The following is a 15,741-nucleotide window of genomic DNA, read 5'->3' on the forward strand; positions in this document are numbered from 1 at the left end:
CGCCTCGGAGATGAGGAACGACTTTGCCCTCGGGTGATATAGGCAGGTGGGGTGGAACTGGACGAACTCCATGTTCGCGATCTCGGCGCCGGCCCTGTACGCCATGGCGACGCCGTCGCCCGAGGCGATGTCGGGGTTCGAGGTGTAGAGGTAGACCTTGCCGGCGCCCCCTGTGGCCAGGACCGTCGCGGGGGCGACGAACGGGTCGATCGACCTCGCCTTTATGTCCAGCACATAGGCGCCCACGCAGCGGCCCGGCATCCTCCTCGCGATCCCGAGCTTGCCCGTGGTGATGAGGTCGACCGCTATGTGGTGCTCGAAGATGGAGACGTTCTTGTGGGAGGAGAGGGCGGTGAGGAGGGCGCGCTCGATCTCCCGGCCCGTGAAGTCGCCGGCATGGAGGACCCTGCGATGGCTGTGGCCCCCCTCCTTCGTGAGGTCGAAGGGCGTTTTTTCGCCGCCCGTGAATCGCACGCCCCATTCGAGCAGGCGCCTGACCTGCTCGGGGCCGTCGCGCACCACCTCCCGCACGACCGCCTCGTCGCACAGCCCGTCGCCGGAGCCGAGCGTGTCCTGTATGTGGCTCTCGAACGAGTCGACCTCGCTGACCACCGCCGCGATCCCGCCCTGGGCGTAGGAGGTAGCCGCCTCCTCGACCTCACGCTTGGTTATCACGGCGACCGAGCCCTTCTCCGCGACAGTCAGCGCGAAGGTGAGCCCCGCGATCCCGCTGCCGATCACCAGATAATCGTACCGTCTCTCCATCGCGCGATAACTATCAAAGATATCGAGGTATTACAATCTCTTTGACAAAAGGCGGTGGGGGACATAGAGCCATCTGGCTCCGAGGGGGTCGTGTGGCCGGCGCGTATCTAAATCTCCCGAACTGGATAACCATGGGAAGGCTCCTGGCCGTGCCCGTGCTCTTCGTCCTCATGCTCTTCATGGACGACTCCGCGTTCGACGACCGCTCGAACCGCCTGCTGTCGCTGGTCTCCGGCATCTTCTTCACCGTGGCCATGAGCTCCGACATGCTGGACGGCTACCTCGCCAGGAGGAGGGGGCTCTCGAGCACCTTCGGCAAGTTCTTCGACCCGCTCGCGGACAAGCTGCTCTTCCTGGTCGCCATCATAATGCTGATCCCGCTTGGCAGGATGCCTGCCTGGCTCGTTGCGATCTTCCTCGTCCGCGAGGTCACGGTCACAGCCCTGCGGGGCATCGCGATCGACGAGGGGATCGTGATCGCGGCGAGCCACTGGGGGAAATACAAGGCGGTGTTCGTGGCCGTGGCGTGCACGGGGCTTCTTTTGCACTATCCGTTCCTCGGTATCCAGTGGAGGCTCATCGGCTGGGTCTTCATGGTGCCCGCGGTCCTCATGTCGCTGGGCTCCGGGATCCATTACGCGGCAGGCTTTCTTGCCGGCCTGAAGTGCAGGGGTGCGGCTGCTTGACACGGGTGGGTGCCGATGCTACACACCCGCCTCTTTTTGGTTGAAAATCTGCGGGAGTAACTCACCCCGGTCCCGCATGCTTTTTTCGCGTTGCGAAAAAACATAGGCGGGACCGAGGGCCCTCGGCACCGCAGATGATTTTTGCTTTGCAAAAATCATGCGGATGCCGGGGGTGGTAGAGTGCAACGTTCCGGATTGACAATTTAATGCGGGAGTAACTCAGTGGTAGAGTGCAACCTTGCCAAGGTTGACGTCGCGGGTTCAAATCCCGTCTCCCGCTCAAAAAGAAAGGACCCCGTTTTTGGGGTCCTTTCTTTTTGTGGGGGATGGGTGCTTTGTGAGCACGGGTCCGGGTTGACGCCGATCTTGAGCAGCGGGCTTGATTTGTGAAGCCCGCTGCGATTAGAGCGGCGGCTCCCCGGAGTGACCGCCGACGCTTTGGAGTCATGTCGGCGGGCGTCTACGGAGGGGGCAAATCCCAAATGAAACCCCGGTATCAAATAGGTATCAACGTACAAAGGCTATAATAGAGTTCCGTAGGAACGAATAACATCTATCGTCAGAGCGAAGCGTCAACCCTGTTTGATTCCGGGGTTTGTATTACCGCGATCGCCGGGAGCGCAAAGACGCCTAGGCGCCGCAAACACAATGTTACCATATTCGATAGTTGCAATAGTTTATCAAGTATAGTAACATGTCGGTATGCAGCCCAAGGACAAGATACTTAAATTTCTGAATAGGAATGACTTTGTCACGCTTGATGAAGCCGACGCCATGGGTGTGGGCAAGATGGTCCTCTCCCGCCTGGTAGCTCAGGGAGTTCTCTATCGGCCTGCAAAGCGTATCTACACGGTAAACCTCGATTGGCTCACTGATTCGCTGAAGCGATTTGCTCCAGCCTGCGCACTCTATTCGGATGCAGTCATATGCGGGGTGTCGGCTCTCACTTACTACAATCTGACAGACGAGGAGGAACGCAAGGTGTGGCTGGCGTTTCCACAGAAACATCGGGTTGTGAACCGGGAATATCGGATCATATACCCCTCTGGGCGCTGCTATTCACTGGGGATTGAGCGCCATAAGGTCGGGGGACGGCAGGTGCGGATATACGATAAGGAGAAGTCGGTCGTTGACGCATTCAAATATCTACCCGTCGATGTTGCGCACAAGGCGCTGAGAAGCTATCTGCGCATGAAGGACAAAGACCTGAACAAACTGACCGGATATGCGAGGCAGATGAGAAAACCACTTGATGAGATCATAACCATTTTTCTGGCAGACCAATGAACATTGAAAGCCTCAAGGCAAAGCTCTTGAATATCTCGCGTGAAGAGGGGATCGATCTGCAGGAGCTCCTCAATCGCTTCGGCTCCGAGCAGTTTCTCGCCAGGCTCAGCGCATCGCCCTATGCGGACCGCATGGTCTTCAAGGGCGGGACTCTCCTCACATATATCTTAGAGACCGAGCGGCGGACCCGCGATCTGGATTTCTCTGTCATGGGAATCGGCAACACGCTGGAAGACGTGCTTTCTCTGATAGACAGGATTTTGAAGATCCGGCTCGATGACGGCATCGATTGGGCAAGGCCCACCGGCGTTTCCCTTGATCATCCCGAGATGGATTATCCGGGTTACAGGATCAAGTGCCCCTTCATGCTGTGCAAATCAAAGGGCCTGGTGAGGATGGACTTTGCAACAGGTGACGTGGTCAAGGCGAGAAAGATGCATATCGAGCGCATTCGATACAAAGACGAGCCTCTTGTGGGTGCCGACTTCGATATTCTCGTCTATCCGCTGGAGAGCATATTTTCGGAGAAGCTCCATATCGCCATAAAGCGCGCGGGTGCAAATACACGGATGAAGGATTACTATGACATGTACAAGCTGGTGCTTTCGGAGGAGTTGGATGAGTCGCTGTTGAAATCGAGCATCAGCGATACTTTCAAAAAGCGGGAGACTGAGATCAAGACCGCGATTGCCTTTGATGCGGCAACCATGGATCTGCTGCAGGGGTATTGGGCACCTTTTATCAGGAAGACGAAGATCGAGGATGCGCCGGGCAATCTGAAGGACGTCATAACCGTTATCAACACGATGCTGGGGAATATATATGGAAGGAAACGATAAGCCTGAAATTTACGTCAGTCCGTTTTCGCACTCCGCGCTGGATATCAAGACGCTGGCCATGGCCCTTCTTAAGAAGCCGTATCGGTCATGTGTAAAGAGAAACATGCCAAAACACTGGTTTGACGATCTGCCTCACTCCCACGTTGCCTTGGACGATGCCATCGAACAAGGTGCCCTGTTCTGCAACATGCTGGCTGAATTAAGACAATTATAACAGACAGACGCCCGCCACTGCTATTGGACAGGCATCGAAAACGCAGGCAAATAAAACTGTGGCGGGCAGACCCCGCTGCAACTCCGGTTGCACTTTTTTAAGGGCTGCAACCGTGGCCGGCTCTAGGGCCGCGTCTTCGTGCTTATTTCGAATTTCGGCGGGGCGAAGAGGTGCCTGGATCACATGGGAAATACAATCCCATTGATGCGGCGGGGCGGCTTCAGACAGGGGCCCTTTTCATTTCCCTCCGATGTGCTAGATTCGCCGACATGAACAGAGAACTCAGGCTCATAGACCCGGACCTCGGCCGCGAGGAGACGGAGGCGGTGTCAGCGCTCCTTTCGGACCGCGAGGCGCTGCCTTACGTCGCGTTCGTGCCGCGGCCGAACGGCCCGATCCAGCGGCTGGCCGAGGCCTTCGCCGCCTTCCTCAGGGAGGGGATCGGCCCCGACCATCCGCTCGTCGCCTCGTTCCTGCGCGAGCGCGGCGTCTCCGAGGTCCCGCTGTTTCTCGGCGGCTTCGCCTCTGCCACCGGCGCCATCTTCGCCGGGCTCCGCTCGATCGGGGTCGCGGGCGGCGAGGTGATCACCACCTCGCTCAACTACGTGGGGGTCCCCAACGCCGTGATCATGGCCCAGGCGGCGCCCAGGTTCGTGGACGTGGACGGGCGCACCTTCTGCATGGACCCCGCGCTCATCGAGGCCGCGGTGACGCCCAGGACGAAGGCCGTGATCATCACGCACCTCAACCGGTTCGTGGACATCGCGCCCGTCGCGGAGCTCTTCAGGAGAAAGGGCTACGAGTTCCCGCTCGTCCAGGACGCCTCCCTCGCGGTCGGGTCGACGCTCCGGGGGCTTCGGCCCGGCGTGGTCAACGTGGGCCCCGGGGGTTTCACCGTGTTTTCGCTCGCCACTTCGAAGGTGATCACCGGGCTCGGAGGCGCGATCCTGTCGACGAACGACGGGTGGCTGCTCTCCCGCGCGCTCACGATCGCGTACCAGGGCATGAGCTTCAGGGAGATCGGCGTGCTCGACGCGTTCGGCGCTAACATCAAGATGAACGACATCAACGCCGCCATCGCCCTCGCGCGCCTGGGCAAGAGGGAGAAGATATTCGCGAGGAGGCGCGAGCTCAAGGCGCTCTACGACGCCTCCCTCGCGCCGCTGGCCGAGTCGGGGAAGGCGGTCCTCCAGGACGCGGGGGAGGAGGCGGTGGTCACTCACTACGCGGTCGCCTGCGACGACCGCGGGGAGCTCGCGCGAAGGCTCTACGCCAGGCACAGCATCCACCTGGGGATGTGGCACGTCCATCACATGCAGGAGATATACGAGGCGGTCAGAACGAGCCTCCCTGAGAGCGAGAGGCTCGACGGCCGTTTCACGCTGCTCCCTTTCCACACAGGCCTTTCGGACGACGAGGTCCGCCTCATCTGCCGGGCGCTCATCGAGGAGCTGGGCGCCTAATCCCGCACAAAGTCTCGGAGCGCCTCGCCGGGCTCGGCGCCGAGCCTCGCGAGCGCCCTGCGCAGGTCCTCCATCTCAACCTCGGCGACCGCCTCCATGTCGCCCAGGGCGCGCACCAGCGCCGCGAAGCTCACGCCGGCCTTTTTCGCGATCTCGAGGAAGAGGGGAACGGGGTACAGCGAGATGTTGGCGTCGGCCATGGCGAGCTCCGGGCCGGAGACGCCGCGGCGCGGCGGCATGATCGGCTCCACGTGCTCGGCCGCGGCCGCCGTCAGGGCGTCGAGGTTGCAGGAGCGCTTTTTGCCCATCCGGTGCATGAGCGAGACCACCGCCTCCAGCTGCGCGTTGCCGCTGCCCCTGCCTATGCCCCTGAGGCTCCCGTCGACGGAGGCGGCGCCCGCCCTCGCCGCGGCGATCGTGTTGGCGACGGCGAGGCAGAGCCCGTCGTGGCCGTGGAAGCCCACGCCCATGCTCGAGCGGGACCTTATCTCGGAGACGAGGGAGAACACCTCGTCGGGCATGAAGTGGCTCGCCGTGTCCACGATGTACATCGTCTCGACGCCCATGTCCTCTGCCATGCGCGCCGCCTCGACGAGCGCGGCGGCGGGCCTCCTCGTCGAGTTCGTGAGCTGCAGGAACACGGGGAGGGCGGGCCTCTTTCCCTTCGCGTAGGAGATGTTCGCCTCCACGCCGCGGGGGGTGGCGCAGCTGGTGAAGAAGCGCATGAAGTCCACGAGGTCGATCACGGAGTCGATGTCCCTTTGTTTCGTGATCCGCTCCGCGCCGGCGATGACGCCGATCTTCGCCCGTTTCACCGCCCCCCTGGCCGCCTCCGCCTGGCTCGCGTCGCTGGCGGCGGGGGAAAGCCCCAGGCTCTCGCCCGCGCCGATGCCGCAGCCGTGGCCGACCTCTATGTAATCGATCCCCGCCCGGTCGAGGGCGCCGGCGATCCGGGCGACCTGCGCGGCGGTGAAGCTGTAGTCGACCGCGTAGCTGCCGTCCCTGATCGTCACGTCCATTATGCTGATATCATTGTTATTATCAGGCATGATACCCCCGGATCATTGCGCGAGGATATATGAAGCGGGGGCCGATGGCGAGGGAATTGAAGGGGTTTTCGACCGGAGTCCTATTTGCATGAAAAACAACTCAATTTTTCAAGGAACGCTTTAACTCCGCAGATGACCGTTATCTTGTTTTTTCCCGGTTAACCCTTCAAGAAACATAACAAATCCTTTGACAAAAGCGGGCTGTGAATCTAAGTTCGCGCACCGAATTCAAAAACACCACAAGGTGTTAATTTAAAAAGGAAAAGGAGGATTTCCAAGAATGTGCGCCGTCCATATCGAACCGAATGAAATCCAGAAAAACACCGAGTTTGCGAGGCTCTTCGACGAGAGCGCGAAGAAGGTGAGCCTCAAGCAGGGGGAGATCATCAAGGGCAAGGTGGTCGGGATCACGCGCGACTACGTGATCGTGGACATCGGGTTCAAGTCCGAGGGGCAGATCCCCATCGAGGAGTTCAAGAATCCTCGCGGCGAGATCACCGCCAAGCCGGGCGACGACATAAACGTCCTCCTCGAGACGATCGAGAACGAGAAGGGCATGATGATCCTCTCCAAGGAGAGGGCGGACGCCATGCGCACCTGGGACGTCCTCTCGGAGATCAGCGAGAAGGACGGAGAGATCGAGGGCACGGTCGTGTCCAAGGTCAAGGGCGGCCTCTCCGTGGACATCGGGGTCCGCGCATTCCTCCCCGGCTCGCAGGTTGACCTCCGGCCCGCGCGCAACCTCGACAGGTACGTGGGCCAGACCTACAAGTTCAAGATCATCAAGCTCAACAAGCGCCGCGGAAACGTGGTGCTGTCCCGCAAGGTCATCCTCGAGAAGGAGAGGGTGGCGATGCGCGAGGCCACGCTGCAGAACCTCGCGGAGGGGCAGGTCTTCGACGGGATCGTCAAGAACGTCACCGACTACGGCGTGTTCGTGGACCTCGGCGGCATCGACGGACTGCTCCACGTGACCGACATGACCTGGGGCCGCATCAACCATCCCTCGGAGATGTTCTCGGTGGGCGACGAGATCCGCGTGGCGGTGCTCAAGTTCGACCCCGAGACGCAGAAGGTCAGCCTCGGCCTCAAGCAGCTCATGCCCGACCCGTGGGCCAACGTGGAGGGCTCCTACCCCGTAGGCTCCAGGGTCGCCGGCAAGGTGACGAGCCTCACCGACTACGGCGCGTTCGTGCAGCTGGCCGACGGGGTCGAGGGGCTGATCCACGTCTCCGAGATGAGCTGGACGAAGAAGGTCAAGCACCCCTCGAAGGTCCTGTCGGTCGGCGACGCGGTCGACGCGATCGTGCTCGACGTGGACCTCGAGAACAAGCGCATATCGCTGGGGCTCAAGCAGATCGAGCCGAACCCCTGGGAGCAGATAAGCGATAAGTACCCCATCGGCAGCAAGATCAGGGGCGCGGTCCGCAACATCGCCGACTTCGGCGTGTTCGTGGACGTCAACGGCGAGATCGACGGCCTCATCCACATATCGGACATCGAATGGGTGCAGAACTTCGCGCATCCCTCCGAGCTCTTCAAGAAGGGCGACGAGGTCGAGGCGATCGTGCTGCACGTCGACCCGCAGAACGAGCGCTTCTCCATCGGGCTCAAGCAGCTCAAGGACGACCCGTGGGACCGCATCAAGTCGGCGTACAACGAGGGCAGCCGCGCCCACGGCAAGGTGGTCTCAAAGAGCGGGGCCGGCGCGGTCGTGGAGCTGGAGCCGGGCGTCGAGGGGCTGATCCCCGAGGCGGAGGGCGGCCGGGACCTCAAGGCGGGGGACGAGCTGGACGTCGTGATAAGGCTCACGAACCCGAAGGACCGCAGGTTCGTGCTCGCGCCCGCTGAGAAGAAGGCGGCCGAGTAGAGTCACCCCGGGGGAGCTCAATGCGCAGCCGGTGGATCATCCTCATCGTCATCCTCGCGGGAGCGGCCGTGACGGCGTTCGCGGCCGGCATGGCGGCCTTCTGCGCGGTCGCGGGCCGCGACTCGTCGGTGTTCGGCAGCAGGGTCGGCGTGATCACTGTGAAGGGGCCGATCATCTCCGCCGACGACGCGGTCAGGGACATCGCTGCGATGAAGAGGGACGACGGCGTGAAGGCGGTGGTGCTGCGCATCGAGACGCCGGGCGGCTCGGTCGGCGCCTCGCAGGAGATTCTCGAGGCGGTGAGGCTGCTCGCCGAGGTCAAGCCTGTCGTCGCTTCCATGGGGTCCATCGCCGCGAGCGGCGGGTACTACCTGGCCTGCGGGGCCACGAAGATACTCGCCAACCCCGGCACGATCACCGGATCGATCGGCGTGAGGATGGAGCACGTGGCCATAGGCGATCTGCTCCGGTGGGCCAAGGTGGACGTCGAGACGCTCAAGAGCGGCAGGTACAAGGACATAGGCTCCATAGACAGGCCGCTCGGCCCCGAGGAAAAGGAGATCCTGCAGGGAGTCCTCGACGAGCTGCGCGAGCAGTTCAAGGGCACGGTGGCCGCGGCCAGGAACCTCCCGATGGAGAAGGTCGACGCCCTCGCCGACGGCAGGATGTTCACAGGCACGCGGGCCGTGGAGCTCGGCCTCGTCGACGGCACCGGCGGCTTCGCCGAGGCCATAAAGCTCGCGGCGGAGCTGGGCGGGATAAAGGGCGAGCCGGAGCTCTCCTATCCCAAAAAGCGCGGAGGGTGGATAAAGAGGATGATGGAGGCGGCGGGGGGGGCGGCCGGCTCGCTCGCGGCATCCGCCGACGATCACTGGCGGCCTGCGATGAAGATGTAGGGGGACGATCTCAACCGAACTGCGATGAAAGGAGGACGGCCTTGAACAAGAGCGATCTGATCGAGATGCTTTCAAAGAAGCTGCCAAACCTCGCCGCGAGGGACGTGGAGGTGATTGTCAACACCGTCTTCGACAGCATGACCGACGCCCTGGGGCGCAGCGAGCGCATCGAGATCCGCGGTTTCGGGAGTTTTGAGGTCCGCGTGCGAAAGCCCAGGATGGGCCGCAACCCAAAGACCGGACAGTCGGTCGACGTGGGCGAGAGGCACGTGCCTTTCTTCAAGGTCGGCAAGGAGCTGCGCGAGCGCGTCAACAAGGGGGCCTGATGGAACGCCTCTGGGCGCCCTGGCGCATGAAGTTCATAGAGGAGCTTCGCGACAAGGGCTCGGGCTGCATCTTCTGCGAGCTCGCAGCGCCCGGCGACGACCGCAAAAGGCTCATCCTCCACAGGGGCGAGAGCTGCTACGCGGTCATGAACCGCTACCCCTACAACAACGGACACATGATGGTGGTGCCCTACAGGCACGAGGGCGAGCTGGGAGGCCTGGCGGCGGCGGAGCACCGGGAGATGCTCTCCGTCTGCGCGCACGCGGTGCGGATAATGCGCGACGCGATGGAGGCGGAGGGGTTCAACATAGGGCTAAACATCGGCGCGGTCGCGGGCGCCGGCGTCGCCGACCACATCCACATGCACCTCGTCCCCAGGTGGCGGGGGGACTCGAACTTCTTGCCCGTGCTGGGCGAGACGAAGTGCATGCCGGAGTATCTCGAGGACACCTACGCCCGTCTGATCGACGGGTTCTCGGCCATCGGCCGGTGAAAAGGGGGGATCGATGAAACGGCTGATCTTCGCGCTCGTGATGGCGGTTCTCTTCTTCACGCTCCTCAACTTCGTCTACTGCAATCTGGGCGGCGACGTCTTCGGCTACAGGGTCGTCTTCAAGTTCAGCATACCTTATATCCTGGCGGTCCAGTCGACGCCGCTGCCCATGGGCTTCGTGATCCTGGCCGCGTTCTGCACCGGCATGATCACGATCGCGCTGCTGGAGGCGCTGCCGTCGTTCTTCAAGACGCTCGAGATCCGCTCCAAGAACAAGAAGATCCGCCAGCTCGAGCGCGAGCTCTCGGTTGTGCGGCAGCTGTCCGATAAGCCCGCAGAGTTGCCCGAGGAAGAGAAAATCAAAAATCCCGGCGTGTCATCCTGAGGAGCGGCATGCAGGGTTTATTCACTACCCCCGCATCCCCTTCACAGACCTGCGGATCTTCCTGAGCTCGGTCTTGGGCTTGCCCTCGGCCTCGGCCGCCTTCTCCGTCCTTCGGGCCTTCTCCAGGGCGCGCAGCCCCTCCGCCTTCGCCTCGACCCTCGTTGCGGGCGCGGCGGTGAAGGAGGAGGCCTGCATCGCGGCGGCAGCCGAGACCGCGTCGATCTCGGCGCGCTCCACCGCATCGTGGACCTCCTCGCCCTTGGTCTTGAGCATGTGGTTGAGAAGGATCTCGAGGTTGCGCAGCGGGGAGGGGTACTTGTCGAGCAGCTTCTTGATCCTGGTCTTGGCCGGACCCTTGACGAGGATGAGGCCGTCGGGCCCGCGGAACTCCTCCTTCAGCTTCTCGACCGAGGCCCTGAGCTCCGCCTCGGGCAGAATGCACGAGGGCGCGATAGAGGCCTCGACAAGCTCGTCCAATCCGTCGTCCGTGTATTTGCCCTCGTTTATCATCATCGCGTCGAACGGGATGCGGATCTCGCCCCTGTAGCGCCAGCGGTCCAGCGACATGAACTGGTCGCGGGTGAGCAGGAATGTGCCGTCCGCCTGCCGCATGGGCTCGAAGATCGCCTTCCACTCCTGCATGTTGATGCGGGCGGTGTCCACGAACCCCATGGCCCAGAGCTGCTCCACGTCGAACTCGGTGTAGCGCAGGTGTCTGCCGTCGGGGCTCTTCTCGAGCGTGCTCCAGAGGTACTCCATTACGTCGAACTGATCGAGATGCAGGGCCATATCCGGCTCCTTAATTTCTTATTTCTGCCTGTCGGCAGGATGTCGTCGTGTCGTTGAACTCTGTTTCGCTACGGCTCGTTCGCTCAGGCGCCGCTCGCTCGCCTGCGTCTCTTCGCCGCGTTCATCATAAGGCTATTGTTTCGCGGCGAATTCACACGCCGCTCAACAGAGTTCAGCGACCCGCCGACACCAGAGGTCGATAAATTACAAAACGCATAATAAATCGGAGAGTTAGGGTTGTCAAAAAAGAAAAGGGGATGAGCGAGTCATCCCCTGTGCGTCCGTTGATCCGATCGGCTCAGAAGCCGACCGGCGAGCCAAAGGAGTATTTGCCGCGGAAGAGCCGATCCACCGCCTTGGTGTCGAGCTTGCCGGTCTTCTCGCTCTTTTTCTTCTCCTCGATCCTGGCCTTCACGACCTTGAGCTGGCTCTCGGCCTTGGCCCTCTCCTCGACCGCCGCGTTGTACTGTTTCTGGCCGTCGACCTTGGCGGCGATACCCTTCTCCTGCCAGATGGCCTGATCCTTCACCATCTCCTTCTGGATTCCGGCCATCTTGTCCTGGTGATCCAGGGTGCTGATCTGCGAATCCCTCTGGGACTCCATCTGTTTCTTGCCCTGCACGTAGCCGATTATGCTCGAGCAGATCCCTGCGATCGCGGAGCCGGCGCTCATGGCGAAGCTGCCCGCCGCTATGCCCTCCATGCCGGACAGGCCGGCATCGGCGGCCGGAGTCTCCATCGTTTCAGCGAAGACAAGGCCACTTATGTTCGCTGGGGGTTGCGGCATGCTGACCGCCAGGTTTGGATTCGCTGCTGTCATTGGTCTCTCCCTCTCTCAAGCTGCTATCGCCGGGCTGCCCAGATCCCACCCCGAGCGGCTGAACGCGTCGGTCACCGAGAAGATCTTCGCGCGCTCGTTCTTGCCGCTCTCCGCAATGGCCGCGAGCCTCGCCTTGGTGTTGCCGTCGAGCTTGGCCATCTTCTCCTCGTGGCGGCACTGCTCGGTGTGCATCCTGGTCTGCGCGTCGATCGCCTTCTCCTGCACGCCGATCTGGGCGAGCGAGGCCTCCAGCTGGTACGATGCGATGTTGTCCTGGACCTCGTAGTACTTGGTCGCGATATCGACCTGGGCTTCCATGGCCTTGTTCGCAAGGCCGTAGTTGCACAGCATGTTGGCCAGCCCGTTGAGCATGCCGCCGGCCTGGAGCCCGAACTGGCCCCACATGTAGCCCTGCATGAACTTCTCGTTCTTGGGGGCCCAGTCGATGTCGATGTTGGGTCCGCCCTGCGGGGTCATGGGCTGGTTCGGCAGGGTCACCGGCGTGAAGGCAGGGGGCTGGGAGAGGGCCTGCTGAGGCCCGTACCCCTGCTGCTGTGCATAGCCCTGCTGCGGCGGGTAACCGGCCGGCTGGTTCGAGTTGCTGTAGAGTTGGCCTGCGCTCATCATAATATTCTCCTTTATGCGTTGGTCTGGCCCTGGGACTGCGAGTTCGACTGCTCAGAGCCGCCGGCCGGCTGGGCCGGCTTTCCATAATTGTAGCCCTTCGGCTTTGATCCGGCGTCCGCCTTCATGACCGCGATCGTTTCGTATTTGGTCTTCCTGGACCTGAACTGCTCGACCATGATCGCGCTGCCCATGGCCATGATGTTCTTCAGGTGCTTGCGCTCGTTCTGCTTGTAGGCCATGTCCTTCTGGGCCTGGAGGCGGTTCTCCGCCTTTTCCTCCGCTTCGTCCTGCTTATCGAGCATCTCGTCCTGCAGCTCTTCCGCCTGCTGCGCCTGTGAGACACCCACGCCGACGCTCACAGCGATGCTCACGGCACCTACGATAAGCCCCGCGATGAGCGTGCCGCATCCGAGAATGGCTTGAACTCCCATGATTCCGATCATATTTTTCTCCTGGGGCCTTCCCCTCGTCAGTATTATCGGCAGCCCGTGGACCAAAAGTTGCGTGCGGACCGAAAAAAAACGCGACAAAAACACCTCCATTATCCTTGCCTTAGGCTGTGCCGCTATGATAGCGCACCCCTGTGTCCGGCCCTGACCCCAGAGATCCCGCTGCCACCCCCATGCTCAGGCAGTACCAGCGTATAAAGTCCCTGCACCCTGACTCCATCCTCATGTTCAGGCTCGGCGATTTTTATGAAATGTTTTATAAAGACGCAGAGTTAGCTTCAAGCATATTAGGTATTACATTAACTTCCAGGAACAAAAACGCGCCTGATTCAGTGCCGTTGTGCGGGGTCCCTTATCATTCGGTGGAGCCCTATATCGTCAAATTGCTGAAAGAAGGGCACAAAGTGGCCCTCTGCGACCAGGTCGAGGACCCGAAGGCGGCCAGGGGGATAGTGAGGCGTGAGGTCACAAGGGTATTTACCCCGGGGGTCATAGCGGACGGCCTGGGGCTTGAGGCTGCGTGCTCCAACAACCTTGCCAGCGTCTATATAAATGATGGGGCAATAGGCCTTGCCTGCGCAGACGCCTCGACCGGCTTTTTCGAGGCCTCCATTCACAGGGGCCTGCCCGAGCTCAACCAGGAGCTGGCCAGGCTCGAGCCGAGGGAGGTCCTCGTCCCATCCACGGACGGGGGGCCCTCTGAGATAGAGGCGTCAATGGGCCGGGCCTTCCCCGATCTCTTCGTCACGAGGGTCGAGGCAGAGCGGTTCGACCCCGCCCTGATACAAGGTCTCGAGGGCGCGGCGGTACTTGCGAGGGAGATGCCCGAGGCGGCCAGGGCAGCGGGCGGGCTCATGTCGTACCTCGCCGCCACCCAGATGGGCCGCACCGGTCAGATGACGGGGGTGAGGGTTGCGGCCAGGGCAGGGGTGATGCGCATGGACGAGGAGACCAGGCGAAACCTGGAGCTCACCGAGACCATGCGGGACAGGGCCAGGGAGGGGTCTCTCCTCTGGGCGCTCGACCGCACGAAGACCGCTGGAGGCGCCCGCCTCATGAGGCGCTGGGTGCTGGCCCCCCTCACCGACGTGGCCGGGATAAACGCGCGCCTCGATTCGGTGGAGGCGATCGCAGGGTCGCCGGCCCTCATGCGCGCGCTCGGCGATGCTCTCGGCGGGGTCTACGACATCGAGCGGATCGCCAGCCGCGCCGCCTCGGGGGTCGCGGGCGTCCGCGACCTGGTGGCGCTCGCCCGCTCGCTCGATGCGGCGGCTGAAATCAGGGGGCTGCTCTTTGGCACGGAGGGGCTCCTCTCGACCCTTGCGCGCTCGATCGACGACCTCCCCGAGCTCAGGGAGAGGATTGCGCGCACGCTGGTGGATGAGCCGCCCCTCTCCGCCCGCGAGGGGGGGCTCATAAGGCAGGGCTTCTGCCCCGAGCTGGACGGGATAAGGCAGGCGGTCTCCGGGAGCAGGCAGGTGATCGCCGGGATGGAGGAGTCGGAGCGCAAATCCACGGGCATCAACTCGCTCAAGATACGGTTCAACCGCGTCTTCGGCTATTACATAGAGATCACCAACGCGAACAGGGACAGGGTGCCCCCGCGCTACATCCGCAGGCAGACGCTGGCGAACGCGGAGCGCTTCGTCACGCCAAAGCTCAAGGAGCACGAGGAGAGGGTGCTCGGCGGCGAGGAGCGGGCCAGGGCGATGGAGTTCGAGATCTTCGCCTCGCTCCGCGAAGAGGCGGGCCGCGAGGTCGCCTCGCTCCAGCGCACCGCCGAGGCCGCCGCGACGCTCGACGCGCTCGCCTCGTTCGCGCGCGTGGCGTCGGAATACGACTACTCGAGGCCCTCCGTGGACGACTCCCTCGCGATCTCCATCCGGGACGGAAGGCACCCCATCGTGGAGAGGCTCTGCGCCGATCGCTTCGTGCCCAACGACGTGACGCTCAACGGCGACGACCTGAGGATGCTCATGATCACCGGCCCCAACATGGCCGGCAAGTCCACGGTGATGCGCCAGACCGCGCTGATCGCGCTCATGGCGCAGATCGGATCGTTCGTCCCCGCGCGCGGGGCGCGCATAGGGGTCGTGGACCGCATCTTCACGAGGGTCGGCGCCTCCGACGCGCTGGCGCAGGGCCGCTCGACGTTCATGGTCGAGATGTCGGAGGCGGCCGTGATACTCCGCGAGGCGGGCCCGAGGAGCCTCGTGGTCATAGACGAGATAGGCCGCGGCACCTCCACCTTCGACGGCCTGGCCATAGCGTGGGCGGTGGCGGAGGATCTGCACGACCGGGTGAAGGGGCGCACCATGTTCGCTACGCACTACCACGAGCTCACGGAGCTCGCGCTGACACGGCCCTCCATCTCGAACTTCCACGTGGCGGTGAGGGAGTGGAACGGAAAGGTCGTGTTCCTGAGGAAACTGACCCCCGGCTCGACATCTCACAGCTACGGGATACAGGTCGCCTCTCTCGCAGGGCTGCCCGACGCCGTGATATCCAGGGCTCGGGAGGTGCTCGCCAACCTCGAGGCGGGGGAGTTCGACGAGGCCGGGCGCCCCAGGATCGGCTCCTCCTCTCATGCGCAGCAGGCACAGCCCCGGGCGGCGCAGTATCGCCTCTTCACCGCCTCCGCGAAATCGGAGGTGGAGCGGATGCTCGGGGGGATAGACGCGAACTCGGTGACCCCGCTGGAGGCGCTGAACATCCTCCATGAGCTCGCCGCGAAGGTTGAAAACGGACGGGGCGATGGGCGTTGAAAGCCCTGCCCCTTGGT

The 15,741-nt window shown here is 62.6% G+C and carries 16 protein-coding genes and 1 tRNA gene; 11 read left to right on the top strand and 6 right to left on the bottom strand.

Annotation, left to right across the window (positions count from 1 at the left end):
• Positions 1–765: FAD-dependent oxidoreductase (locus JXA24_01795; protein MBN1282488.1), on the bottom strand; the 765-nt coding region annotated here is incomplete at its 3' end.
• A gap of 92 nt (positions 766–857) precedes the next feature.
• Between JXA24_01795 and pgsA the strand changes: the two genes are divergently transcribed.
• From pgsA to JXA24_01820, 5 genes are all read left to right on the top strand, one after another.
• A complete protein-coding gene (gene pgsA, locus JXA24_01800) occupies positions 858–1,451 on the top strand; it encodes a CDP-diacylglycerol--glycerol-3-phosphate 3-phosphatidyltransferase (protein MBN1282489.1) in 594 nt (197 codons plus the stop codon).
• A 208-nt stretch (positions 1,452–1,659) separates the two neighbouring features.
• A tRNA-Gly gene (locus JXA24_01805) sits at positions 1,660–1,731 on the top strand.
• A 422-nt stretch (positions 1,732–2,153) separates the two neighbouring features.
• Complete coding sequence (locus JXA24_01810) at positions 2,154–2,738, top strand: hypothetical protein (GenBank protein MBN1282490.1); 585 nt, start codon at positions 2,154–2,156, stop codon at positions 2,736–2,738.
• Positions 2,735–3,577, top strand: a complete 843-nt coding sequence (locus tag JXA24_01815; GenBank protein MBN1282491.1) for a nucleotidyl transferase AbiEii/AbiGii toxin family protein — start codon at positions 2,735–2,737, stop codon at positions 3,575–3,577. The genes JXA24_01810 and JXA24_01815 overlap by 4 nt, the downstream gene beginning before the upstream one ends.
• Positions 3,578–4,060: 483 nt before the next feature.
• The gene (locus tag JXA24_01820; protein MBN1282492.1) at positions 4,061–5,254 is read left to right on the top strand and encodes a DegT/DnrJ/EryC1/StrS family aminotransferase; all 1,194 of its coding nucleotides are present in this window, start codon (positions 4,061–4,063) and stop codon (positions 5,252–5,254) included.
• Here the strand turns inward: JXA24_01820 and JXA24_01825 are convergent.
• Positions 5,251–6,303 (bottom strand): hypothetical protein, encoded by a 1,053-nt coding sequence (locus JXA24_01825; GenBank protein ID MBN1282493.1) that lies wholly within the window; start codon positions 6,301–6,303, stop codon positions 5,251–5,253. The two genes, JXA24_01820 and JXA24_01825, sit on opposite strands and share 4 nt — an antisense overlap.
• 280 nt (positions 6,304–6,583) lie before the next feature.
• Between JXA24_01825 and JXA24_01830 the strand changes: the two genes are divergently transcribed.
• Genes JXA24_01830 through JXA24_01850 form a run of 5 tightly spaced genes read left to right on the top strand, consistent with a single transcriptional unit; the run spans position 6,584 to position 10,274 of the window.
• Positions 6,584–8,173 carry a 30S ribosomal protein S1 gene (locus JXA24_01830; protein ID MBN1282494.1) on the top strand — a complete coding sequence of 530 codons (1,590 nt, stop codon included), beginning with the start codon at positions 6,584–6,586 and terminating at the stop codon, positions 8,171–8,173.
• Positions 8,174–8,193: 20 nt separating this feature from the next.
• The gene (gene sppA / locus JXA24_01835; GenBank protein MBN1282495.1) at positions 8,194–9,069 is read left to right on the top strand and encodes a signal peptide peptidase SppA; all 876 of its coding nucleotides are present in this window, start codon (positions 8,194–8,196) and stop codon (positions 9,067–9,069) included.
• 41 nt (positions 9,070–9,110) lie between these two features.
• A complete protein-coding gene (locus JXA24_01840; protein ID MBN1282496.1) occupies positions 9,111–9,395 on the top strand; it encodes an integration host factor subunit beta in 285 nt (94 codons plus the stop codon).
• Positions 9,395–9,889 carry an HIT domain-containing protein gene (locus JXA24_01845; protein ID MBN1282497.1) on the top strand — a complete coding sequence of 165 codons (495 nt, stop codon included), beginning with the start codon at positions 9,395–9,397 and terminating at the stop codon, positions 9,887–9,889. The genes JXA24_01840 and JXA24_01845 overlap by 1 nt, the downstream gene beginning before the upstream one ends.
• A 13-nt stretch (positions 9,890–9,902) precedes the next feature.
• Positions 9,903–10,274 (top strand): LapA family protein, encoded by a 372-nt coding sequence (locus JXA24_01850; GenBank protein MBN1282498.1) that lies wholly within the window; start codon positions 9,903–9,905, stop codon positions 10,272–10,274.
• A 24-nt stretch (positions 10,275–10,298) separates the two neighbouring features.
• Here the strand turns inward: JXA24_01850 and JXA24_01855 are convergent, their stop codons facing one another.
• The 4 genes from JXA24_01855 to JXA24_01870 all read right to left on the bottom strand — a co-directional run bounded on the left by JXA24_01855 (position 10,299) and on the right by JXA24_01870 (position 12,953).
• Entirely contained in the window at positions 10,299–11,063 is a 765-nt protein-coding gene (locus JXA24_01855; protein ID MBN1282499.1) for a hypothetical protein, read from the bottom strand.
• A gap of 298 nt (positions 11,064–11,361) precedes the next feature.
• Positions 11,362–11,883: a hypothetical protein gene (locus JXA24_01860; protein MBN1282500.1), complete on the bottom strand. Its 522-nt coding sequence runs from the start codon at positions 11,881–11,883 to the stop codon at positions 11,362–11,364.
• A 15-nt stretch (positions 11,884–11,898) separates the two neighbouring features.
• Entirely contained in the window at positions 11,899–12,507 is a 609-nt protein-coding gene (locus JXA24_01865) for a hypothetical protein (protein MBN1282501.1), read from the bottom strand.
• A gap of 14 nt (positions 12,508–12,521) precedes the next feature.
• Positions 12,522–12,953 carry a hypothetical protein gene (locus tag JXA24_01870; protein MBN1282502.1) on the bottom strand — a complete coding sequence of 144 codons (432 nt, stop codon included), beginning with the start codon at positions 12,951–12,953 and terminating at the stop codon, positions 12,522–12,524.
• A 179-nt stretch (positions 12,954–13,132) separates the two neighbouring features.
• On the opposite strand from JXA24_01870, the gene mutS reads away from it, so the two are divergent.
• Positions 13,133–15,724, top strand: a complete 2,592-nt coding sequence (gene mutS, locus JXA24_01875) for a DNA mismatch repair protein MutS (GenBank protein MBN1282503.1) — start codon at positions 13,133–13,135, stop codon at positions 15,722–15,724.
• Positions 15,725–15,741: the final 17 nt, after the last annotated feature.

The sequence above is a fragment of the Pseudomonadota bacterium genome (assembly GCA_016927275.1).
In the GTDB taxonomy this organism is placed as follows: Bacteria; UBA10199; UBA10199; order 2-02-FULL-44-16; family JAAZCA01; genus JAFGMW01.